General features: G+C 63.7%; 20 protein-coding genes. 16 read left to right on the top strand and 4 right to left on the bottom strand.

Going from position 1 to position 23,528, the window contains the following annotated elements:
* Positions 1-97 precede the first annotated feature (97 nt).
* A complete protein-coding gene (locus NR193_RS24280) occupies positions 98-919 on the bottom strand; it encodes a pyruvate, water dikinase regulatory protein (RefSeq protein ID WP_256753283.1) in 822 nt (273 codons plus the stop codon).
* Between the two features lie 404 nt (positions 920-1,323).
* On the opposite strand from NR193_RS24280, the gene hemE reads away from it, so the two are divergent.
* The 3 genes from hemE (at position 1,324) to rho (ending at position 4,318) form a co-directional block, all read left to right on the top strand.
* A complete protein-coding gene (hemE, locus tag NR193_RS24275) occupies positions 1,324-2,355 on the top strand; it encodes a uroporphyrinogen decarboxylase (RefSeq protein WP_256753282.1) in 1,032 nt (343 codons plus the stop codon).
* Positions 2,355-2,891 (top strand): protoporphyrinogen oxidase HemJ, encoded by a 537-nt coding sequence (hemJ, locus tag NR193_RS24270; RefSeq protein WP_256753281.1) that lies wholly within the window; start codon positions 2,355-2,357, stop codon positions 2,889-2,891. Before hemE ends, hemJ begins: the two co-directional genes overlap by 1 nt.
* Positions 2,892-3,052: 161 nt before the next feature.
* On the top strand, positions 3,053-4,318 hold the full coding sequence (rho, locus tag NR193_RS24265) for a transcription termination factor Rho (RefSeq protein WP_082525387.1): 1,266 nt from the start codon (positions 3,053-3,055) through the stop codon (positions 4,316-4,318).
* A gap of 153 nt (positions 4,319-4,471) precedes the next feature.
* On the opposite strand, the gene NR193_RS24260 is transcribed toward rho, so the two are convergent.
* Complete coding sequence (locus tag NR193_RS24260) at positions 4,472-6,487, bottom strand: thioredoxin domain-containing protein (RefSeq protein ID WP_256753280.1); 2,016 nt, start codon at positions 6,485-6,487, stop codon at positions 4,472-4,474.
* 57 nt (positions 6,488-6,544) lie between these two features.
* Here NR193_RS24260 and mnmE point away from each other — a divergent pair, with 57 nt between their 5' ends.
* From mnmE to NR193_RS24225, 7 genes are all read left to right on the top strand, one after another.
* A complete protein-coding gene (mnmE, locus tag NR193_RS24255; protein WP_256753279.1) occupies positions 6,545-7,876 on the top strand; it encodes a tRNA uridine-5-carboxymethylaminomethyl(34) synthesis GTPase MnmE in 1,332 nt (443 codons plus the stop codon).
* Positions 7,877-8,072: 196 nt separating this feature from the next.
* Positions 8,073-9,944, top strand: coding sequence for a tRNA uridine-5-carboxymethylaminomethyl(34) synthesis enzyme MnmG (mnmG, locus tag NR193_RS24250; protein WP_256753278.1), 1,872 nt, complete (start codon positions 8,073-8,075; stop codon positions 9,942-9,944).
* On the top strand, positions 9,941-10,573 hold the full coding sequence (gene rsmG, locus NR193_RS24245) for a 16S rRNA (guanine(527)-N(7))-methyltransferase RsmG (protein ID WP_256753277.1): 633 nt from the start codon (positions 9,941-9,943) through the stop codon (positions 10,571-10,573). Before mnmG ends, rsmG begins: the two co-directional genes overlap by 4 nt.
* 42 nt (positions 10,574-10,615) lie before the next feature.
* Complete coding sequence (locus NR193_RS24240) at positions 10,616-11,416, top strand: ParA family protein (RefSeq protein WP_091575900.1); 801 nt, start codon at positions 10,616-10,618, stop codon at positions 11,414-11,416.
* A gap of 66 nt (positions 11,417-11,482) precedes the next feature.
* Positions 11,483-12,370 carry a ParB/RepB/Spo0J family partition protein gene (locus NR193_RS24235; RefSeq protein WP_256753276.1) on the top strand — a complete coding sequence of 296 codons (888 nt, stop codon included), beginning with the start codon at positions 11,483-11,485 and terminating at the stop codon, positions 12,368-12,370.
* Between the two features lie 413 nt (positions 12,371-12,783).
* On the top strand, positions 12,784-13,410 hold the full coding sequence (locus NR193_RS24230; protein ID WP_256753275.1) for a DUF1326 domain-containing protein: 627 nt from the start codon (positions 12,784-12,786) through the stop codon (positions 13,408-13,410).
* A 32-nt stretch (positions 13,411-13,442) separates the two neighbouring features.
* Positions 13,443-14,231, top strand: a complete 789-nt coding sequence (locus tag NR193_RS24225; protein ID WP_256753274.1) for a DUF2182 domain-containing protein — start codon at positions 13,443-13,445, stop codon at positions 14,229-14,231.
* A gap of 42 nt (positions 14,232-14,273) precedes the next feature.
* On the opposite strand, the gene holA is transcribed toward NR193_RS24225, so the two are convergent.
* Complete coding sequence (gene holA / locus NR193_RS24220; RefSeq protein WP_256753273.1) at positions 14,274-15,317, bottom strand: DNA polymerase III subunit delta; 1,044 nt, start codon at positions 15,315-15,317, stop codon at positions 14,274-14,276.
* A gap of 812 nt (positions 15,318-16,129) precedes the next feature.
* On the opposite strand from holA, the gene NR193_RS24215 reads away from it, so the two are divergent.
* From NR193_RS24215 to lpdA, 4 genes are all read left to right on the top strand, one after another.
* A complete protein-coding gene (locus NR193_RS24215; protein ID WP_256753272.1) occupies positions 16,130-17,362 on the top strand; it encodes a 3-methyl-2-oxobutanoate dehydrogenase (2-methylpropanoyl-transferring) subunit alpha in 1,233 nt (410 codons plus the stop codon).
* Between the two features lie 3 nt (positions 17,363-17,365).
* Entirely contained in the window at positions 17,366-18,379 is a 1,014-nt protein-coding gene (locus NR193_RS24210) for an alpha-ketoacid dehydrogenase subunit beta (protein ID WP_256753271.1), read from the top strand.
* A gap of 1 nt (position 18,380) precedes the next feature.
* Positions 18,381-19,712, top strand: a complete 1,332-nt coding sequence (locus NR193_RS24205; RefSeq protein WP_256753270.1) for a dihydrolipoamide acetyltransferase family protein — start codon at positions 18,381-18,383, stop codon at positions 19,710-19,712.
* Between the two features lie 246 nt (positions 19,713-19,958).
* Positions 19,959-21,413 (top strand): dihydrolipoyl dehydrogenase, encoded by a 1,455-nt coding sequence (gene lpdA, locus NR193_RS24200; RefSeq protein WP_256753269.1) that lies wholly within the window; start codon positions 19,959-19,961, stop codon positions 21,411-21,413.
* Between the two features lie 63 nt (positions 21,414-21,476).
* Here the strand turns inward: lpdA and NR193_RS24195 are convergent, their stop codons facing one another.
* Positions 21,477-22,580: a saccharopine dehydrogenase family protein gene (locus NR193_RS24195; RefSeq protein WP_256753268.1), complete on the bottom strand. Its 1,104-nt coding sequence runs from the start codon at positions 22,578-22,580 to the stop codon at positions 21,477-21,479.
* A gap of 123 nt (positions 22,581-22,703) precedes the next feature.
* On the opposite strand from NR193_RS24195, the gene NR193_RS24190 reads away from it, so the two are divergent.
* Together NR193_RS24190 and NR193_RS24185 are read left to right on the top strand one after the other, a co-directional pair.
* Positions 22,704-23,132 (top strand): Lrp/AsnC family transcriptional regulator, encoded by a 429-nt coding sequence (locus tag NR193_RS24190; RefSeq protein ID WP_256753267.1) that lies wholly within the window; start codon positions 22,704-22,706, stop codon positions 23,130-23,132.
* A gap of 209 nt (positions 23,133-23,341) precedes the next feature.
* Positions 23,342-23,518, top strand: coding sequence for a hypothetical protein (locus NR193_RS24185; protein WP_256753266.1), 177 nt, complete (start codon positions 23,342-23,344; stop codon positions 23,516-23,518).
* Positions 23,519-23,528 lie beyond the last annotated feature (10 nt).

The following is a 23,528-nucleotide window of genomic DNA, read 5'->3' as shown; positions in this document are numbered from 1 at the left end:
CTCCCCGTCACTATACGGGGAGAGGATGCCGGCAGGCAGGTGAGGGGCGGCGCCGAATTTCCGCTAGGAAGACTCGGAAAACGCACTCCCCGCTCATCTACCTATTCTTCCCCCTCAGGGCAACGATCGCCGCCGCTGTTTCCTCGATCGAGCGGCGGCTGACATCGATCATCGGCCAGCCATGCCGCGTGCAGATCTGGCGGGCATAGGCGAGCTCTTCGGTAATGGCGGCGCGGTCTACATAATCAGTTGCCTCGTAGGAACTGCTGTTGCCGAGGACGCGGTTCTGGCGGACATGCGAAATGCGCTCGGCGGTGGCGATCAGGCCGACGATCAGCGGCCGCTTGGCGTTGACCAGGCTTTCCGGCACCGGCACGCCGAGCACGATCGGAATGTTGGCGGTCTTGATGCCGCGATTGGCGAGATAGATGCTGGTCGGCGTCTTCGACGTGCGCGAGATGCCGACCAGCACGATATCGGCATCGTCCATGTTGGCCGGCAGCTGGCCGTCATCGTGCTCCATGGTGAAGTTGAGCGCATCGATGCGGCGGAAATATTCGGCGTCCAGAACATGCTGGGCGCCGACGCGCCGGCCGGCCGGGGTGCCGAGATAGGACTGGAACACGGTCAGCACCGGCTCCAGCACGGACACACAGGGCAGGCCCATGGTCGCGCAGCGTTCGTCGATGCCGCGCGCAAGCTTCTGGTCGACGACCGTATAGAGAATGATGCCCGGCTCCTCCTCTATGTCCTCGAACACCTTCGCCACCTGCTTTTCGGTGCGGATGAGCGGGTAGATATGCTCGATGGCGCGCGCATCCTTGTACTGCGCGGAAGCCGCCCGCCCGGCGGCGAGCAGCGTTTCGCCGGTCGCGTCCGAAATCAGGTGCAGGTGGAAGAAGCTCTGGGGTTTGTTCACAGGGGGTCACTCCAGGCTGTGGGCTTGTGTGGATAAGGTCGGACGAAAAGACAGGTCGGTCGCAGGCGACTGTATCAGATGGCAGTTTGTCCACAATTCGATGCGCTGCGGGCTTCGTCGGGCGGCTGGGGACAAGTCTGGGGACGGCTTGTCTTGCCTTTCGGCTGTCCACAGGGGGATCTTTTCCCTATGCGTCCTAAGGCCTTGACTCCAGTAGCGGATTCCCGACCTTCCCCAGAACCCTACAATCCGGCGAGCGAAGCGCGCGACAATATGCTTGCTGGCGTTTTTCGGGTTAACGCGGGACAGGTGACAACCATCACAACCAACAGACTCTTAGAATCAGAAGAATCTTAGATATAAGAATATTTGATTATAGAGAGGCTTGGAGAAGCGAGCGCTCGATGCCCCAGAACCGGATCATGTTGGACGTCCTGAAGGGCAAGACGGTGTTTCCGCCTCCGCTCTGGATGATGCGTCAGGCCGGGCGCTATCTGCCGGAATATCGTGAGACGCGCAGGCGGGCCGGTTCGTTCCTCGACCTCTGCTATGATCCCGACCTTGCCGTTGAAGTGACGTTGCAGCCGATCGAGCGCTTCGGCTTCGATGCATCGATCCTGTTCTCGGATATCCTCGTTGTTCCGCATGCGCTTGGCCGCGATGTGCGCTTCGAAGAGGGGCGAGGGCCGTTGCTGACGCCGATCACGGTGGCCGAGATTATGGCTCTGGAGAGCGACGTGTTTCACGTGAATCTCGAACCGGTCTACGAGACGGTTCGCCGGTTGCGGGCAAAACTTCCCGACGAAACAACGCTGATCGGCTTCTGTGGCGCGCCGTGGACGGTGGCGACCTACATGATCGCCGGCCATGGCACGCCCGACCAAGCCCCGGCGCGGCTGTTCGCCTATCGCGAGCCGGCAGCATTTCAACAGCTGCTGAAGGTGCTGGCCGATCATTCGGCTGCCTATTTGATCCGGCAGATCGAAGCTGGCGCCGACGTCGTCCAGATTTTTGATTCATGGTCCGGCGTGCTCGACGATGCGTCGTTCGACCAGTTCTGCGTTTGGCCGGTGGCCGAGATCGTCAGGCAAGTGCGCGCCGTCCATCCCGATGTTCCGATCATCGGTTTTCCCAAGGGTGCCGGCGCTCGCTACCGGACCTATCGCCAGAAGACCGGTGTGACGGCCCTGGGGATCGACTGGACGGTGCCCCTGGCGGCGGCGAAGGATTTGCAGCGCTCGGGTGCGGTTCAGGGCAATCTCGATCCCTTGCGGCTCGTGGCTGGCGGCAAGGCCCTGTCGGATGGCGTCGAGACGATCCTGAAGACGCTGGGAGATGGGCCGTTGATCTTCAATCTCGGCCACGGCATCACGCCGGAGACGCCGATCGCGCATGTCGAGGCAATGGTGAAACTGGTGCGGAGCGCGACACGCTGATGAGCGAGATGAACAATACCAACAGCACCGGCCAGGCGATGGTGCGCATGACGGTCAGTCTTGCCGTCCTGGTTGCCCTCACGGCACTTTTGTTTTTCGTCGCGCCCGACAGTTTCTATCCATGGGCGAAAGCGATCCATGTCCTGGCCGTCATCTCGTGGATGGCGGGCATGCTCTATCTGCCGCGGTTGCTGGTCTACCACGCCGATGCCGAGAAGGGTTCGGTGCAGTCGGAGACCTTCAAGGTGATGGAGCGGCGCCTGCTGCGCGGCATCATCAATCCGGCGATGATCGTCACCTGGGTGTTCGGGCTGTGGCTCGCCTGGAAAGGCTTTGGTTTCCAGGGAGGCTGGCTGCATGCCAAGATCGGCGCGGTGCTTCTTTTGTCGGGCGTCCACGGCTATCTGGCCGGCGCGGTGCGCAAATTCGCCGAGGACCGTAACGAAAAATCGGCGCGGCACTGGCGGATCGTCAACGAGATCCCCACATTGCTGATGATCGCCATCGTGATCCTGGTTGTGGTCAAGCCGTTCTGAGCCTTTGTCGGGCCCGTAAAACGCAGCTTGCTCTTTCACCCGACCGACGATAAAAGACGGGTCTTCCTTCCCGTCATGCGCCGCCCGTCATTGCTTTCGGCCGCGCCCGGCATTTGTCGCATCCCGCCGATATTTCCCCAAAGCTTACTCAGAGTCCGTCTATGCAAGAAATGAAACTCGCCGAGTTCAAGAACAAGAAACCACCAGAGCTGATCGCTTATGCCGAATCGCTCGAGGTCGAGAACGCCAGCGTCATGCGCAAGCAGGAGCTGATGTTCGCGATCCTGAAGAAGCTGGCCGCCCAGGATGTCGAGATCATCGGCGACGGCGTGGTCGAAGTGCTTCAGGACGGTTTTGGCTTCCTGCGCTCGGCCAATGCCAACTATTTGCCAGGTCCCGACGACATCTATATTTCGCCGTCGCAGATCAGGCGCTTTTCGCTGAAGACCGGCGATACGGTCGAAGGGCCGATCCGCAGCCCGAAAGAGGGCGAGCGCTATTTCGCGCTGCTCAAGGTCAACACGATCAATTTCGACGATCCGGAAAAGATCCGCCACAAGATCCATTTCGACAATCTGACGCCGCTTTATCCGACCTCGCGGCTGAAGATGGAAATGGAGGTTCCGACCTCCAAGGACATCTCGGCCCGCGTCATCGACCTGGTGGCGCCGCTCGGCAAGGGCCAGCGCGCCTTGATCGTCGCGCAGCCGCGCACCGGCAAGACAGTGCTGCTGCAGAACATCGCCCACTCGATCACCACCAATCATCCCGAATGCTATCTGATCGTGCTCTTGATCGACGAGCGGCCGGAGGAAGTGACCGACATGCAGCGCTCGGTGAAGGGCGAGGTCGTCTCCTCGACCTTCGACGAACCGGCGGTGCGCCACGTGCAAGTCGCCGAAATGGTCATCGAGAAGGCCAAGCGCCTGGTCGAACATGGCCGCGACGTCGTCATCCTGCTCGATTCGATCACCCGCCTCGGCCGCGCCTACAACACCGTGGTGCCGTCATCCGGCAAGGTGCTGACCGGCGGTGTCGACGCCAATGCGCTGCAGCGGCCGAAGCGTTTCTTCGGCGCCGCCCGCAACATCGAGGAAGGCGGCTCGCTGACCATCATCGCCACGGCGCTCATCGATACCGGCAGCCGCATGGACGAAGTCATCTTCGAAGAGTTCAAGGGCACCGGCAATTCGGAAATCGTGCTCGACCGCAAGGTGGCCGACAAGCGCATCTACCCGGCCATGGACATATTGAAGTCCGGTACCCGCAAGGAGGACCTGCTGGTGCCGCGTCAGGACCTGCAGAAGATCTTCGTGCTGCGCCGCATCCTGGCGCCGATGGGAACGACCGATGCGATCGAGTTCCTGATCGACAAGCTCAAGCAGACCAAGACCAACGCCGACTTCTTCGATTCGATGAACACGTAACGGCTTACCCTCCCCCTTGTGGGGAGGGTCGATCCGCGCAGCGGAGCGGGGTGGGGTCAGCACCGACGGTGGCGATTCACCCCCACCCGTCTCACAATCTCCGCTTCGCTACGATCGCGAGCCGACCCTCCCCACAAGGGGGAGGGTGAGGCACTATCGCCGCAACAGTTTTTCCAACTCGCCTGGATCCGTCACGACGGGCAGGCAGACCTGACCAGTGCACAGCCAGGCGCCGGCCTTGTCGGTCGGCGGCAGGATACCGCCGGGCAGCAAGGGTCGATTCGCTTCCGAACCGATCGATACAACGATGTCGATACGCCGGGGGTCCGGGCTTCGATTCGCAACCGGAACAAGTGTTGGCTGCGTCGGATCATCAATCAGCACAAGCTTCAGCGGCTCGATCGCCAAAGCGCAGGCGTTGACGATGCCGGCTTGACCATAGGCCTGCTGCGCCGCGCGGCCGGCTGCGTGCTCGGCGACTTTCCAGGCTCTTTCCTGCAGGTCGAGGTCGCCGGTGATTGACGCCAGCCGGACCATCGCCTCGATGATCTGGCTGGTCGCCGAGGAGATAGCCTCGTCGACATCGCCCCTGATGCGGATCGGCACGTCGGTGCTGTCCTGCGCCGTCAGATAATAACCGGTCTTCTCGGTGTCGGCGTGCCAGTGGTCGAGCTGCTCGATGAACTGCTTGGCCTGATCGACGTAGCTCCAATCGCCGGTGGCTTCGAAAAGCGAGATCGCCGCATTGGTCATGGCGGCGTAGTCACTGGACAAAGCGGGGAACAATTTCCTGGCGCCGAGCATCGAATGCGGCAAGCGGTCGTCGCGGTTGGCGGCGCTGATATGGGCGAAGGCCTTTGCTGCCGCGTCGATCCAGTCGCGCCGAGCCAGCGACCGACCGGCCTCGGCAAGGGCCGCGATCATCAGGCCGTTCCAGTCGGTCAGGGTCTTGCCGTCGCGGCCTGGGCTGACCCGGGCCTCCCGGGCGGCGAGGAGCTTCGCCTTGAGCGGTATAAGCCGTTCCCGATCGGCCACACTTTGTGATTGCTGGGACCGGCTTTGATGGACAATCGGCTTGCCCTCCCAGCCATGCGGGCCGGATAGGGTGAAGTATTTGGAAAACAAGACAGAATCGTCGCCAAGAACAGCTTCGATCTCTTGGCTGCCCCAGGTGTAGAAAAGTCCTTCCTCGCCGTCGCTGTCGGCGTCGAGGCTGGCGGCAAAGGCGCCGCCGTCGACGCGCACTTCACGCAGCAGCCAGTCGACCGTCTCTTCGATTCGTATCCGGAACAAATCATTGCCGCTTGCTGCATAGGCCCAGTTGCAGAGGCGGATGAGCTGGGCGTTGTCGTAGAGCATCTTCTCGAAATGCGGCACAAGCCACTCGGCGTCGGTCGAGTAGCGGCTGAGCCCGCCGCCGATATGGTCGTAGATGCCGCCGCTCAGCATCTGTTCGAGGCTGAGGAGGACGTCGTCGCGATGCGTGGCGTTGCCGTCACGCAGCCAGGACAGCCAAAGTGTGAGCATGAACGGTGCATTCGGGAATTTCGGCGCGCCGCGCAGGCCGCCGAGATCGCGGTCGACCATGCCGTCGATCCCACTGGCCAGCTTTGCCAGCGTGTCGCGATCGAGCGCCGTCGCCGCATGCGAGCCGGCAAGCCGCGCCCCGACATGCGTGGTCAGGCCGTCGGCGCTCTGGTTGAGGCTGGCTCTCTTCTCGCGCCAGGCCTTGTCGACCGCCTCCATCACCTGGATGAAGCCCGGGCGACCGTAGCGCGGCTCGCGGGGAAAGTAGGTTCCACCCCAGAACGGCTTGCCATCCGGCGTCAGGAACATGGTCAGCGGCCAGCCGCCTTGTTCGCCCATCGAGGACAGCGCCGCCATGTAGATCTGGTCGATGTCGGGGCGCTCTTCGCGATCCACCTTGATATTGACGAACAGGCGGTTCATGACGGCGGCGACGTCGTCATTCTCGAAGCTCTCGTGCGCCATGACGTGGCACCAATGGCAGGCGGCATAGCCGACGGAGAGCAGGATCGGCCTGTCCAGGGTCTTTGCCTCTTCGAGCGAAGCCGGCGACCAGGCCCGCCAGTGCACGGGGTTGCCGCTGTGCTGCTGCAGATAGGGGCTGGCCTCGTCGGCAAGCAGGTTTTGTGCGGGCAATGTCACATCGACAACTCGGTTTGCGATGGGGCGGAAGCTAGGGCGGTTCGGTAGAGCGGGCAAATGATTTCAAGGGATTCGATCGTTGCGCTGTCGAGCGGCCGGCTACCCGCCGGCGTTGCCGTCATTCGCATTTCCGGCCCGCAGACTCGATTCGTAGTCGAAACGATCTCCGGCGGCATGGTTAAGGACCGTGTGGCGGTTCTGCGCAGGCTGCGGGCGCCGGACGGAACCGTGCTCGACCATGGCCTGGTTGTCTTCTTCCCTGGCCCCGCGAGTTTCACCGGCGAGGATGTGGCGGAGTTCCATGTCCACGGTGGGCGGGCCGTGGTGGCCAAAATGTTGGAGACGATCGCTGGTTTTGACGGCGTCAGGCACGCGGAACCCGGCGAATTCACGCGTCGCGCCTTTCTCAATGGCAAGGTCGACCTGGTTGAGACGGAGGCGCTGGCGGATCTCGTCAACGCCGAAACCGAAGCGCAACGGCGCTTTGCGATCCAGAATGCCGAGGGCGCCCAGAGCGAACTCTATCTCGGCTGGCGGCGGCGGCTGATCCATGCACGCGCGATGATCGAGGCCGAGATCGACTTTGCCGACGAGGACGATGTTCCGGGTTCCGTTTCGGATACGGTCTGGTCTGATGTCCGGGCGATGATCGGCGAGATTGACCGCCACATTGCCGGATTTCGCGCTGCCGAAATCATCCGCGACGGGTTCGAGGTCGTTATTCTGGGTGCGCCCAATGCCGGCAAGTCGAGTCTGTTCAACACTTTGGCGCGGCGGGATGCAGCTATTGTAACGGATGAGCCGGGCACGACGCGGGATCTGCTTGAAGTGACACTTGATCTCCAGGGCCTGCGCGTCCGGCTGACGGACACAGCCGGGCTGCGCGATGCGCCGGGCAAGATCGAGGCGATCGGGATCGAGAAGGCTAGAGCCAAGGCGGATCGTGCCGATCTTTTGCTCTTTCTCCAGGACCTGGTGGATCCCAAGGATGTTGGTCCGCTGCCGGCCGCGATACCCGCCTTGCGGGTTGGCACCAAGCTCGACCTGTTGGATGAGCAGGCGGCTGTGGATGCGACCGGACACTACGATCTTGTCATTTCAGTCGTAGAGGGGACCGGTGTCGAGGCCCTGCTGGCGGAAGTCGGGCAACGCGCGGCTCGTGCCGCGGGCAACGTCGCCGATGTTCTGCCGTCGCGCCTGCGCCATGTTGAATTGCTCGGCGAAACGAACCGCCATCTGCTGGGCGCGACCAGCGACCAGGCTGTCGGACAAGAACTGCGCGCCGAGGAGTTGCGGCTCGCCGCCGACCGTCTCGGCAGGATCGTTGGCGCCGTCGATGTCGAGGACCTCCTGGACGTCATCTTTTCGCAGTTCTGTATCGGAAAATGACTCACGTGAAACATCTGCTCGCCCAGACTGTCTTTGGATGACTCACGTGAAACATCGGGCGGATCGCGACTCATGTGAAACAGGGTGAAGACCGGCCGCGAGGCTGTTTCACGTGAAACGACACGCCGAGTTTTCTTGACAGCACGGTCTGGCGAGGACATGTGTCGGTCGAATCTTTGAGTCCGGGATGTTTGGGATGACCGATCACTATGATGTGGTTGTGGTGGGCGGCGGCCATGCGGGTTGCGAGGCGGCCAGTGCTGCCGCGCGCGCTGGCGCCAGGACCGCGCTGGTGACGTTGCGCTTCGACACGATCGGCGTGATGTCCTGCAATCCGGCAATCGGCGGGCTCGGCAAGGGCCATCTGGTGCGCGAGATCGACGCCATGGACGGGCTGATGGGCAGGGTGGCGGATGCCGCCGGTATCCAGTTCCGCTTGCTGAACCGCCGCAAGGGGCCGGCGGTGCGCGGCCCCCGCACGCAGGCCGACAGGAAGCTCTATCGCCTTGCCATGCAAGCAGCGATTCGGCAGCAGAACGATCTCGATGTTGTTGAAGGCGAGGTTCTCGACTTCGAAATCGACGAGGGCCAGATCGCTGCTGTGCTTCTAGCTGATGGCCGCCGACTGGCCTGCGGTGCGGTGGTCCTGACCACCGGAACCTTCCTGCGCGGGCTCATTCATATTGGCGAGAAGAAGATCGTCGCCGGACGTATGAATGAGCAAGCCAGCGTCGGCCTGTCGGCGACGATGACACGGGTCGGCTTCAAGCTCGGCCGGCTGAAGACCGGCACACCGCCTCGACTCGACGGGCGAACCATCGATTGGGCGTCGCTGGAGAGCCATGCGGCGGATGAGGATCCGGTGCCGTTCTCGCTGATGACCGATCGTATCGAGACGCCGCAGATCGATTGCGGCATCACCCGCACCACGGCAGCCACGCATGAGTTGATCCGCGCCAATCTTAACCGTTCGGCCATGTATTCCGGCTCGATCGAAGGCGTGGGACCGCGCTATTGCCCGTCGATCGAGGACAAGATCGTCAAGTTCGGCGACAGGGACGGGCACCAGATCTTCCTGGAGCCGGAAGGGCTGGATGACGACACCGTCTATCCCAATGGCATCTCGACCTCGCTGCCCGAGGATGTGCAACTCGATATCCTGAAAACCATTCCTGGGCTTGAGTGCGCCATCATGCTGCAGCCCGGCTATGCCATCGAGTATGATCATGTCGATCCGCGCGAACTGCATCAGACGCTTGAGACGAAGCGCGTTGGCGGCCTCTTTCTTGCCGGGCAGATCAACGGCACCACTGGCTACGAGGAAGCGGCCGGGCAGGGTCTGCTTGCCGGCCTCAATGCGGCGCGGCGCGCGTCGGGCGGCGCGCAGGTCGTGCTCAGCCGGACCGAAGCCTATATCGGCGTGATGGTCGATGACCTGACCAGCCGCGGCATCAGCGAACCCTACCGGATGTTCACCTCGCGGGCCGAGTTCCGGCTGTCGCTGCGCGCCGACAATGCGGACGAGCGGCTGACGCCTCTCGCCGCGAAGCTGGGAATTGCGTCCACGCAACGGATGCAGCGCTACGGCGGCATGATGCAGCGGCTCGACGCGGCGCGGGAATTGGCACTGGCGCTCGCCATGACCCCCAATGAGGCGGCGCGACACGGATTGGACATCAACCGCGACGGCGTTCGCCGCTCGGGCTACGAATTACTTGCCTATCCCAACGTCGACGTTGCCTGGCTGGCCAGCGTCGAGCCGAAACTCGCGGCGATCGACGCCAAAACGGCGCAGCGCCTCGAAACGGAAGCGAAATATTCGGTCTATCTCGATCGACAGAAGTCCGACGTGGCGCAGATCCGGCATGAAGAGAGCCGGTTGATTCCCGAGACCGTCGACTTTGCCGGCGTGCCGGGGCTGTCCAACGAGCTGAAGCAGAAGATGCAGGCGCGGCGCCCCCGTTCCATTGCCGATGCCCAGCGCATGGAAGGCATGACGCCGGCGGCGCTGGCGATCATTGTCGCGCATGTGCGCCACCAGGAGAATGCGCAGAGGGACGTTGCGTGAGCTCTTTCTCCTGCAAGAGCCTGCAGGACGCGGCGGGCCCGGTTTCACGTGAAACATTCGATCGCCTGGTGGCGTTCGAGCAGATGTTCCAGAAGTGGAACCGCAGCATCAATCTCGTCGCGCAGTCGACATCCGGCGATGTCTGGCAGCGTCACATCCTGGACAGTGCGCAGCTCGGGCGCATAGAGCCCTCCGCCACGCGCTGGGTCGACTTGGGCTCGGGTGGCGGATTTCCGGGCCTCGTCATGGCCTTCCTGCTTGCCGAACGCGATGGCGCCAGCATCGACCTGGTTGAAAGCAACCGCAAGAAGGCATCCTTCCTGCAGGCCGTCGTCGGCCAGTTCAATCTGCCGGCGCGGGTCGTGGCACGTCGCATCGATGACAGCCATGCGCTTGTTTCGACACCACAAATCGTCACGGCGCGGGCGCTGGCGCCGCTTTCGACCCTGCTGGACCTGTCGGCGCCATGGCTGACATCAGGCGCGCGCGGGCTATTCCACAAAGGCCGGGATTACCGCGCCGAAGTGCAAGAAAGCGTTCACCGATGGTCCTTCGATCTGGTAGAACATCCAAGCGTGACCGACGCTGGCGGCGTCATCCTTGAGCTGTCGAATTTGCGGCCTGTCTGATTTTTGCTTGGCGACCTCGATATGAATTTCTGGCATAGACCCATGATGAAGAATGGCCCCCGAATCATCACCGTAGCCAACCAGAAAGGTGGTGTCGGCAAGACGACCACCGCCATCAATCTGGCCACGGCGCTGGCGGCAATCGGCGAAAAGGTGCTGATCGTCGATCTCGATCCGCAAGGCAATGCCAGCACCGGCCTTGGCATCGACCGCAAGGACCGGACGGTGTCGTCCTATGACGTACTGACGGGTGAGCTGGAGCTGGAAGCGGCAGCCATCCCGACCGCCGTGCCGGGCCTGTCGATCGTGCCTTCGACGCTCGACCTGCTTGGCATCGAAATGGAGATCGCGTCGGCGCCGGACCGGGTCCTGCGGTTGCGCAACGCCTTGCGTGCCGCTTCGGCGCGTTCGGCTGGCTTCGGCTATGTGCTGATCGACTGCCCGCCGTCGCTCAACCTTCTGACGCTCAATTCGATGGCGGCGGCCGATTCGGTGCTGGTGCCGCTGCAATGCGAGTTCTTCGCGCTCGAAGGTCTCAGCCAGTTGCTGGAAACCGTCGAGCAGGTTCGCCGTTCGATCAATCCGGATCTCACCATCCAAGGCATCGTGCTGACCATGTATGACGGCCGCAACAATCTCGCCAACCAGGTGGTGCAGGATGTCCGCGCCCATATGGGCGACAAGGTCTACGAGACCATCATTCCGCGCAATGTGCGGGTGTCCGAGGCGCCGTCCTACGGCAAGCCGGCGATCCTGTACGACCTCAAATGCTCGGGCAGCCAGGCCTATCTGCAACTGGCATCGGAAGTGATCCGCCGCGAGCGTAAATTGCGCGCCGCTTGATTAGGCCGGATGCATAGACCAAAAAGCCGATTCGATACCGAAACGATCCGGGACCCTGGAATAAAGATGAGCGAAGACCTTTCGAGAAAGAGACTGGGCCGCGGGCTGGCAGCGCTGATCGGCGAGATCGATCGCCCGGCGGCGCCGGAAAAGCCTGGTATGAGCGCCGACGGCAAGGTGCCGATCGAGTTTCTGAGCCCCAACCCGAAAAATCCGCGCCGGCATTTTGGCGACGCCGATCTGACCGATCTGGCGCAGTCGATCCGCGAACATGGCATCGTGCAGCCGGTGGTGGCGAGGCCATCGCCGACCCAGGCCGGCCGCTACGAGATCATTGCCGGCGAGCGGCGCTGGCGGGCGGCGCAGCGCGCCGGGCTGAGCGAGATCCCGGTCATCATCCGCGAGGTCAACGACCGCACGGCGCTCGAGCTGGCGATCATCGAGAACGTTCAACGCACCGACCTCAACGCGGTCGAGGAAGCGCTCGGCTACCAGCAGCTGATCGACGAGCACGGCTACACCCAGGCCGATCTCGGCCAGGTGATCGGCAAGAGCCGCAGCCATGTCGCCAACACGCTGCGGCTCCTGAAGCTGCCGGACGTGATCCGCGACATGCTGGTCGACGGTGCGCTGTCGGCGGGCCATGCCCGCACGCTGGTGACGGCGGAGGATCCGGCCGGACTTGCCAAGCGCATCGTCGAAGAAGGACTTTCGGTGCGCCAGGCCGAAGCGCTGGCGCAGATGCCGGCCGGCCCGACGCCCGCCAAGGCCAAGTCCGCGCCGAGCGCGCCGGACAAGGATGCCGACACACTGGCGCTGGAAAAGCTGATGACCGACACACTGGGCATGATCGTGACGATCGAGCACAAGGATCGCGGCGGCGTGCTGCGGGTGAGCTACCGGACGCTGGACCAGCTCGACGAGCTCTGCCGGCGGCTGAAGGACGAGCAGTAGGTGCTGAGGCGGCAATTAGCCGGCAAATTATCTTTGGACTTGAGATCAAGTCTGACCGATTGAAGCTGTTCGGCATTCGCATGAGAACACGATAGAGGGCTGGCTTGCTGCCGGCCCTTTTGCTTTTCCGGCGCTGGCGACGGGCGAAAACGGTCGGGCTGCCAATCTCCCCAAAGCACCCAAAGGGGCGGGATTGCTCTTCACCGCCCCTTTCGGCCATCGCCAGCCCTGGCGCTCGCGACTTGACAGTGCCGGGCAACGGCGTAACCTATATTAGATATGGCTTACATTATCTGCCCCAGCGTGCCGACCAGTCGCGGCGAGGGCTATTTGCCATTGCTACAATAGTCGTGAAATGGCACCGCCTCGCCAAAGCGATATGCCGACGCGCCTGACGCAAGTGGGAGGTGCAAATGGCAGTCCGTTGGCAGTTGTCCGGAAGTTACTTCGAAAATTGTAGCTGCGATGTCGTATGTCCTTGCCTGCTGTCCACCAACGCGCAGCTGACATCGAAGCCGACGAGAGGCGTTTGCGACGTCGGTTTGGTCTTTCATATCGATAAGGGCAATTACGGCGACGTTCGATTGGATGGGCTCAGTGTCGCGATGGTTGCTCACACGCCGGGTCCGATGGCGAACGGCAATTGGACGGCCGCCGCCTATATCGACGAACGGGCCGATGACAGGCAAACAGAGGCGCTGGGTGCCATCTTCACTGGCGCCGCGGGTGGCCCGATGGCGGTGCTGGCACCGATGATCGGCACGAATCTCGGCGCCAAGAAGGTACCGATAAGCTACCGGATAGACGGCAAGAAGCGGTCGGCGGAGATTGCGGGCGTCATGCAGATGGCGGTCGAGCCGCTGCCGACAATGCGCGAGGACGGGCAGATGTGGGCGGCCACCGGCCATCCCATCAATCCCGACTGGCTCGCCCTGGCTATGGGAGCGGAAGGCAGTACATTCAGCGACCATGGCATGAGCTGGGATAATTCCCGCCGAAACGGACATTACGCCCCGATCAATTGGTCCGGCCAGCAGTAGCCGTTGGCGACACAGTCGGAATGGACTCGTCCATGGCGCCGACGTTGCACGGAAACATCATTCTCGCGCTGCTGATCGCTATCGCTGCGGCGGCGTGGACCCTGCTTATCTGGCAGCAAATGGGCATGGACGCGGACATGCGCATGGAAATGTACTCGCTCACCATGGGCATGAAGGCGCCGATGTTTCTTGCCGTCTGGATGATCATGATGATTGCCATGATGTTTCCGACGGCTGCGCCCATGATCCTGACGTTTCACCAGGTCCAGGCCGGCAAACAGGGCCGGGGCGAGACCTTCGTCTCGAGCTGGGTGTTCGTGGCCGGGTACATGCTGGTTTGGGGCGTGATGGGCGTTGTCGCCTTTGCCGGTGCGGCGGGTGCGGAGATGCTTGCCGGGCATGTGGGATTGTCCACGGCGACGGCCGCGCGCATCGGCGGCGCGCTGCTGATGCTCGGGGGCGCCTATCAACTCTCCCCACTGAAAGATCTGTGTCTGGCCAAATGCCGCACGCCGATTGGCTTCATCCTGACCTCATGGCGCGATGGTTACTGGGGCGCGGTTCGCATGGGCCTGGAGCATGGGCTTTTTTGCCTGGGCTGCTGCTGGCTTTTGTTTCTCGCCCTCTTTCCTCTCGGGATCATGAACGTCGCCGCAATGGCCGTGGTCACCTTGCTGATCTTTGCGGAAAAGACCCTCCCGTCAGGAGAGGGGATCGCAAAGGTCTCGGGTGTCGCTCTGCTCCTTTATGGCGCGGCGGTGCTGGTCTTTCCACAGGCGCTGCCAACCTTCCAGCCGGTGGGCGCCATGATCATGAACTGACCAATGGAGGCAGCGCTCGGCACTGAAAAAAGGATCGCTCTCCTACCGCTGTGCCAGCCGGCTGCTTTCCACCGCAATACCGAGCAGCGCCTGCCTTGCCAGCGCAACCGAAAGATCCGGCCGTCGCCGCGTCTGCAGCACCGCGGTCTGCAAACGGGTCAGGGCGCGGCCGAGCGCTTCGCTGCTCCAGCGCTCCAGCGCTTTCTCCACCAGTTTGCGCCGCGAAAAGAACACCGGCGGACGGGCGGCGGCGACGACGGATGCCGCGTTGCGACCACCCGAATCCATCTGGCCGCGCATCGCCTGGATTTGCTGCAGCTGCCGCATCGCCGATGAAAGGACCAGGAAGGGCGGGCCGCCGGACTGGCAATGGCGGGTGAAGGCGGTGTCGAAGTCGCCGACCTTGCCTTCGAGAAGCGCGTCGACGGCGTCGTCGAAAGACGCACCGGACACGTCACCCGACATGGCCTTGACCTCTTCCAGCCCGATCTCCTTCTGGCCATGGGCATAGAGGATGAGCTTCTCGATTTCGCCGCGCGAAGCCAGCCGGTCGCCGCCCAGATTGCGGCGCAGCGCCTGTCGCGCCTCCATGGTCATCGACATGCCGGCCTTGCGCAGTTCATCGTCGATGATCGCGTCGATATCCCTGGCTTCATCGGCATAGCAAGGCAGGGCCATGGCGTTGTCCGCCGCTTCGACGACAGCGCGCAGCCCGACGCCCTTCTTGAGATCGCCGGCCTCGATCACGATGATGGCGTCGCGCGGCGGTTCGGCGGTGAGCGCCTTGACGTCGTCGGCCAGCGCCTTCTGGCCGCTGGCGTTGCGCACCCACAGCAGGCGCCGCTCCGAAAACATCGGCACGGTGCGCGCCTCGTCGAGCAGGCGGCCCTCGTCACGGTCAACCTCCGAGCCCTCCAGCCGGACCACCGAGAACGGATCGTCGAGCGGCAGGCCGGTCTTTTCGGCAAAGGCCTTCGCGCGCTCGGCGACCAGCCCGCGGTCGGGGCCATAGAGCAGGACGATCGAGATGCGCGGATCCGGCCGCGCCAACCAGGAATCGACCTCGAAAGCTTTCTTCTGTGCCATGGGGGGTGGTTAGCATGATGTCGGGACGGCTTCCAGCTTGGGTTCCTCTCCCCCGATCGACGGAGTGGAGGAAAGCCGCCCGTCAATCGCGCCGGCGCCGCAGGACAGGCACACCCCGCGAGAGCAAGAAAACTCAGGCAATCGGTAACAGCGGAAGCATGGTTTGATGAAAGGTCGACCCCCACTCCGTCGAGCTGTGCTCGACACCTCTCCCCCGATCGACGGGGGAGAGGAAAGGTGCGAGCTCGCCAACCTTGGCGCCCTTCCTCTCCCTCCGGAGGGCAGGGCGATCGCATATGGATTCTTGCGAAGATAGACCCCCACCCTAACCCTCCCCACAAGGGGAGGCAATGCTGCCGCGCGCCCTTACTCGGCCTCGAAACGTCGGCAATCTGCCGATGTCAGCGCCAACGGAAGTCTCCCTCCCCCTTGTGGGGAGGGGTCAGGGGTGGGGGTAAATCGCAGAGCGAAAGCCCCGGCCGCCTATATGCGATTGCCCTGCTCCGGAGGGGGAGCGGTGGCGCTGCGAAGCAGCGACGGAGTGGGGGAAGCCGGCCGCCAAACGCGCCACGCCTTCCAACCAATCACCTTATCTGGCGACAAACCGGCCGCAACCTTGCACCTAATTGCGCGCCTCCCGCCAACATCGACAAGAAATTTCGCGGACATATCTTCATCTTGGTGCACCGGGAGGCTGGACTGGCCGGCGCGGCCGGGACCGAAGCCTGGAAGGCTTGCCCGACGAATTCGCACTGGTCTGGCCGCGCGGATATGCAAATATCCACCCCAGGCAACATTGGAGGACAAAGGTCATGGCCGATGCTGGGATGTTGCGGTTTCACGTTCCGGAACCGGAAGTGCGGCCGGGCGGAACGCCTGACTTTTCCAACGTGACCGTCCCAAAGGCCGGCTCGGTGCCGCGCCCCGAGATCGATGTCGATCCGCGCACGATCCGCGACCTCGCCTTCTCGATCATCCGGGTGCTGAACCGCAACGGCGAAGCCGTCGGCCCCTGGGCAGGGTTGCTTTCCGACGACGAGTTGCTGGCTGGCCTTCGCCACATGATGACGCTCAGAACCTTTGACGCCCGCATGCAGATGGCGCAGCGCCAGGGCAAGACCTCCTTCTACATGCAGCATCTGGGTGAAGAGGCGGTGAGCTGCGCCTTCCGCAAGGCGCTCAGCCCGGGCGACATGAACTTCCCGACCTACCGGCAGGCCGGCCTGCTCATCGCCGACGGCTATCCGATGGTCACGATGATGAACCAGATCTACTCGAACGAGGCCGACCCGCTGAAAGGCAGGCAATTGCCGGTCATGTACTCGTCGAAGGAGCACGGCTTCTTCTCGATCTCCGGCAATCTGGCGACGCAGTATATCCAGGCGGTCGGCTGGGCGATGGCTTCGGCGATCTCGAACGATTCGCGCATCGCCGCCGCCTGGATCGGCGACGGCTCGACCGCCGAGTCCGACTTCCATTCGGCGCTGGTGTTCGCCTCCACCTACAAGGCGCCCGTCGTGCTCAATGTCGTCAACAACCAGTGGGCGATCTCGACCTTCCAGGGCATCGCGCGCGGCGGCTCCGGCACTTTCGCGGCCCGCGGCCTCGGCTTCGGCATCCCGTCGCTGCGCGTCGACGGCAACGACTATCTCGCCGTCCACGCGGTGGCCAAATGGGCGGCGGAGCGCGCGCGCAGCAATCTCGGGCCGACGCTGGTCGAATATGTCACCTACCGCGCCGGCGCGCATTCGAGCTCGGACGATCCCTCCGCCTACCGGCCAAAGACCGAATCCGACGCCTGGCCGCTCGGCGATCCGATCGTGCGGCTGAAGAACCATCTCATCCGGCTCGGCGTGTGGTCGGACGAGCGGCACGCGCAGGCCGAGGCGGAAATCCTCGACACGGTGATCGCGGCGCAGAAGGAAGCCGAAAGCCACGGCACGCTGCACGCCGGCGGCAAGCCGTCGACGCGCGACATGTTCGAGGGCCTCTACGCCGAGATGCCGCCGCATCTGCGGCGCCAGCGCCAGCAGGCGGGAGTCTGAGCCATGCCGAGACGGACCATGATCGAGGCGATCCGCGACGCCATGGATGTGTCGATGGGACGCGACGAACGCGTCGTCGTGTTCGGCGAGGATGTCGGGTTCTTCGGCGGCGTATTCCGCTGCACGCAGGGCCTGCAGGCCAAATACGGCAAGAGCCGCTGCTTCGATGCGCCGATCAACGAATCCGGCATTGTCGGCTCGGCCATCGGCATGGCCGCCTATGGGCTGAAGCCCTGCGTGGAAATTCAGTTTGCCGACTACATGTATCCAGCCTACGACCAGCTGACCCAGGAAGCGGCCCGGCTGCGCTACCGCTCGAACGGCGATTTCACCTGCCCGATCGTGGTGCGGATGCCGACCGGCGGCGGCATCTTCGGCGGCCAGACCCACAGCCAGAGTCCGGAAGCGCTGTTCACCCATGTGTCCGGCTTGAAGACCGTGGTGCCGTCCAACCCGCATGATGCCAAGGGGTTGCTCATCGCCGCGATCGAGGACCCGGATCCGGTGATCTTCCTCGAACCGAAGCGGCTCTACAACGGCCCCTTCGACGGCCATCACGACCGGCCGGTGACGCCATGGTCGAAGCATGAGCTCGGCGAGGTCGCCGACGGCCACTACACGGTGCCGCTCGGCAAGGCCGCGATCCGCAGGACGGGCTCCGCCGTCACCGTGCTCGCCTACGGCACCATGGTCTATGTGGCGCAGGCCGCCGTCGAGGAGACCGGCATCGATGCCGAGATCATCGATCTCAGGACGCTGCTGCCGCTCGATCTCGACACCATCGTGGCGTCGGTCAAAAAGACCGGGCGCTGCGTCATCGTGCACGAGGCGACGCTGACCTCCGGCTTTGGCGCCGAGCTGTCGGCGCTGGTGCAGGAGAACTGCTTCTACCATCTGGAGGCGCCGGTGGCGCGGGTCGCCGGCTGGGACACGCCCTATCCGCATGCGCAGGAGTGGGACTATTTCCCCGGTCCCGCCCGGGTTGGCCGCGCTCTCATCGAAACCATGGAGGCCTGAGATGGGCGAGCACATCATCAAGCTGCCCGATGTCGGCGAAGGCGTCGCCGAAGCCGAGCTGGTCGAGTGGCATGTCAAGGTCGGCGATATCGTGCGCGAGGACACCGTGCTCGCCGCCGTCATGACCGACAAGGCGACGGTCGAAATCCCGTCGCCCGTCGATGGTGAGATCCTGTGGCTAGGGGCCGAGATCGGCGACACAGTGGCGATCGGCTCGCCCATCGTGCGGCTGAAGGTGGCGGGCGAGGGCAATGCGAAGCCACAGGGCGGCGACGAGGTGGACGCGGTGGCCGCCGAAGCTCCGGCGAGGCTCCCGACGCCGAAGCCCGAAGCCGTTGCGCCAACCGCGAGGACTTCGCCAAAGGTCAGCGCAACGGATGTGAAGCCGGCTGCGGCCGTTTCGAAAAACGCGCAGCAGCCTTCCATCTCCAGCGCGCCGCGTCTGGAAGGTGAGAAACCGCTGGCGTCGCCGGCTGTGCGCCTGCGGGCGAGGGAGGCCGGCATCGATCTCAGGCAAGTTGCGGGAACCGGCCCGGCCGGCCGCATAAGCCACGAGGACATCGAGGCCTATCTGGCCCGCGGACCGCAGGTCGCCAAGGCCTCCGGCCTCGCCCGCAACGACACGGTAGAGGACATCAAGGTGGTCGGGCTCCGGCGCAAGATCGCCGAGAAGATGACGCTGTCCAAATCGCGCATCCCGCACATCACCTATGTCGAGGAGATCGACGTCACCGCGCTGGAAGACCTGCGCGCCGCGCTCAACAAGGAAAAGCGCGCGGACAAGGGTGGCGCAGAGCGGCCGAAGCTGACGTTGCTGCCGTTCCTGATGCGGGCGATGGTCAAGGCAATCGCCGACCAGCCCAATATCAATTCGCTGTTCGACGACGAAGCCGGCATCATCCACCAGCATGGCGGCATCCATATCGGCATCGCCGCGCAGACGCCGTCAGGGCTGGTGGTGCCGGTGGTCAAGCATGCCGAGGCGCGCGACATCTGGGATTGCGGCGCCGAGATCATCAGGCTTGCCGAGGCGGCCAAGTCCGGCACGGCGACACGCGACGAGCTGTCCGGCTCGACCATCACCATCACCTCGCTTGGCGCCATGGGCGGCGTGGCGACGACGCCGGTGATCAATCATCCGGAAGTGGCGATCATCGGCGTCAACAAGATGATGGTGCGGCCGGTGTGGGACGGCACGCAGTTCATCCCGCGCAAGATGATGAACCTGTCCTCCAGCTTCGACCATCGCGTCATCGACGGCTGGAACGCGGCGGTTTTCATCCAGCGGATAAAGGCGCTGCTGGAAACGCCGGCGCTGATTTTCGTGGATTAGGGTGATGGAGTTGATCAAGACGGTTCGTCGGAAGTTGCCGGCGCTGGTGTGTGGGCTCCCCCTTCTCCCCTTGTGGGAGAAGGTGTCGCCGAAGGCGACGGATGAGGGGGGCTCCAGGGAACGCCAACGCCTCACTTCGCTGGAACACCCCTCATCCGTCTCGGCGCTATCGCGCCGATCCACCTTCTCCCGCAGGGGGAGAAGGAGAAGGCGCGCCGCGACCTTCGCCGAAGGGGAGCTGTCGACATGAAAGAAATCTCCTGCAAGCTGCTCGTCATCGGCGCCGGTCCCGGCGGTTATGTCTGCGCCATCCGCGCCGGCCAGCTCGGCATCGACACGGTGATCGTCGAGGCCGGCAAGCCTGGCGGCACCTGCCTCAATGTCGGCTGCATTCCGTCCAAGGCCCTGATCCATGCGGCAGAAGAGTTCGAGAAGGTGTCGCACATGGCCGGCGGCAACAGTCCGCTCGGCATCTCGGTCTCGGCACCCGTGCTCGACCTTGCCAGAACCGTGGCCTGGAAGGATGGCATCGTCAGCCGGCTCAACAGCGGCGTGGCAGGCCTGCTCAAGAAGGCCAGGGTGAAGACCGTTCAGGGCTGGGCGACATTCCGCGATGGCAAGACCGTCGAGGTCGAGACCGAGACCGGCATGCAAGTGATCCGCGCCGAGACGATCGTGATCGCCACCGGCTCGGCGCCGGTCGAGCTGCCGTTCCTGCGGTTTGGCGGGCCGGTGATTTCATCCACCGAGGCGCTGGCGCTGAGCGAAGTGCCGAAAAGGCTCGCCGTCGTCGGTGGTGGCTATATCGGCCTCGAACTCGGCATGGCCTTCGCGAAAATGGGCGCCAGGGTGACCGTGGTCGAGGCCTTGCCGCGGGTGCTGGCGCAGTACGATGCCGAGCTTACCCGGCCTGTCGTCAAGCGCCTGGCCGAACTCGGCATCGAGGTGATGCCAGGTGCCAAGGCCAAGGGCCTGTCGACACAGGGACAGGCGGGCCAGGGACAAGCGGGCCAGGGACAGGCGGGCAAGGGACAGGCGGGCAAGGGCGACGCGCTGCTGGTCGAGACATCGGATGGCAAGAGCGCCGAGGTGGCCGCCGACAAGATCCTGGTGACGGTCGGCCGCAAGCCGGTAACCGAGGGCTGGGGGCTCGACCAGATCGACCTCGACAGGGCCGGCAAATTCATCCGCGTCGACGACCAGTGCCGCACCTCGATGCGCGGCGTTTTCGCCATCGGCGATGTCACCGGCGAGCCGATGCTGGCGCACCGGGCAATGGCGCAAGGCGAGATGGTCGCCGAGATCGTGGCCGGCCACAAGCGCAGCTGGGACAAACGCTGCATTCCCGCGGTGTGCTTCACCGATCCCGAGCTGGTGACGGCTGGTCTCACGCCTGAAGAGGCCAAGGGCCAGGGGGAGATCAAGATCGGGATGTTCCCCTTTGCCGCCAATGGCCGCGCGATGACGAAGCTCGGCGAGGAGGGGTTCGTCCGTGTTGTCGCCCGCGCGGACAACCATCTGGTGCTCGGCATCCAGGCGGTCGGACAGGGCGTGTCGGAACTGTCGGCGGCGTTCGGTCTGGCGCTCGAGATGGGGGCAAGGCTGGAGGATATCGCCGGAACGATCCACGCGCATCCGACGCAAGGCGAAGGCTTCCAGGAAGCGGCGCTGAAGGCGCTCGGGCACGCGCTGCATATTTAGGGGCGCGAACCCCAGGCTCCCTTCCTCTCCCCCGATCGACGGGGGAGAGGAAAGAGCGGCTCCTCAGCTCGCGAGCCGGCTCTCCATCTCGTGCTGCGCGTAGGCGCGGCCGAAGCGGTTGGCGAGGAAGGCGTCGAGCGCGATGTCTTCCTGTCTGATGAAACCGGTCGCGGGCAAAGTCCCATCGGCGAGCATGTCGAGCACGGCGCAGATGCCGGACGCAGTGGTGATCTGGATGGCGCTGCGCACCGTCTGGCCGATGCGCCTGGAGTAGATCTTGTTGGCGTAGGTCTCCTGCAGCAGGCGGCCGTTCTTGCGGCCCGAAACAGTGACGAAGACGATGACCACGTCCTGCAGCGTCGCCGGCAGGGCGCTCTCGAAGATGTCCTTCAGCACCTCGCGGCGGTGGCGGAGCCCAAGATCGTTGAGCAGCGCCTTCATGATCGCCGCGTGGCCGGGATAGCGGATCGTGCGGTAGTTGAGCGTGCGCACCTTGCCCTTCAGCGTCTCCGCCAGGGTGCCCAGCCCGCCGGACGTGTTGAACGCCTCGTAGGTGACGCCGTCGAGCGAGAATTCCTCGCGCTCCTCCAGCGGTGGCACCTCGACCAGCTCGCCCTCGACGATCGCCTCGCAAGGCTCGCAATATTCGTTGATGACGCCGTCGGTGCTCCAGGTCAAATTGTAGTTCAACGCGTTGGAGGGATATTGCGGCAGCGCGCCGACCCGCATGCGCACGCTCTCCAGCGTGTCGAAGCGGCTGGCCAGATCATTGGCGACGATCGAGATGAAGCCCGGCGCAAGGCCGCATTGCGGGATGAAGGCACTCCTAGCCGAGCGGGCCAGTTCCTTGACCCGCCGGGTGCTGACGACATCCTCGGTGAGATCGAGATAGTGCACGCCAGCACTTGCCGCCGCCTCGGCGATGCGCGTCGTCAGATGGAACGGGGCGGCGCTGAGCACCGCGAACTTGTCGGCCAAGGCCGCTTCGAGCGTGCCCGATGCCTCGATGTCGAGTTCCAGCGTGGCGACCGCCGCAGGCAGTTCCGCCGCGGCGAGCTGCGCCGCCGAGCGGTCGACCAGGGTGACTTGATAATCACCAGTACCGGCTAGCATCCCGGCAATGGTCGAGCCGATCTTGCCGGCGCCGACGACAACAGTTTTCTTCATGACCGATCCCTCGCGTAAAAGCTGATTTCTGAGGCCAGAATCGCAGCTTGCTCGTCGAAAGGAAGCGTGGAATTGTTCGAAACGAAACTCTGATTGCGCACTATGCCGACAGGAATCGTCGAAATGATCAGTGACGCCGAACAAGCCCTGCTTTCCCTGCTGCGCGAGAATGCGCGCGCCTCGACCGCCGAACTGGCGCGCAAGCTCGGCGTTTCACGGACAACCGTGCAAAGCCGGATCGAGCGACTGGAACAGCGCGGCATCATCACCGGCTATGGCGTCAGGCTGGCGCCGGACTACGAGCAGGGGCTGGTGCGGGCGCATGTGCTGCTCACCGTGACGCCCAAGCTTGCCGACAAGGTGGTGCGCGGCCTGCGCGCGCTGGCGCCGGTCAGGGCGCTGCATTCCGTCAGCGGCAATTTCGATATGATCGTCATCGTCGATGCACCGTCGATCCGGGATCTCGATCTGCTGCTCGACCAGATCGGCGCCATGGACGGGGTCGAGCGGACCTTGTCGTCGATCATCCTGTCAACGCGCATCGACCGCTGATCAATCGGGTGGTGATCGCGGGGGAGGCACCGTCGCGGCACTTCCCCGTCGACACGTGCGGACTTTATCGATGCGAACGTTCAGCGCTTTTCACTTACCGATTTGTAAGATACCGGCAAATCCCTTGTATGTTTGACAGCGTATATCGACGTCTGACCTGCGGTAAAAGATATTCGGCATAAGTCGAAAACCCGTAGATGGAAATTACAATGGCGTTCTGGGTTCGGGTTTCGCATATGCTGTACCGCAGTGACTCCAGCGGCACCAGCAAAGAGATATGGGCAACCACATCTCTGGTGCTTTTTACCATCATTCTTCTGCTGGCTGTTGTATCGGGAAATGGGTCTTCGCCGCATGAGCACTGGCAGACGCTGTGGATGTGGTAGCCGCGATGCG

Origin of the sequence: Mesorhizobium sp. Mes31 (assembly GCF_024519675.1) — a bacterium.
Lineage (GTDB): Bacteria > Pseudomonadota > Alphaproteobacteria > Rhizobiales > Rhizobiaceae > Mesorhizobium.
The sequence above is the reverse complement of the archived record's forward strand: the minus strand, read 5'-3'. Positions and strand labels throughout refer to the sequence as shown.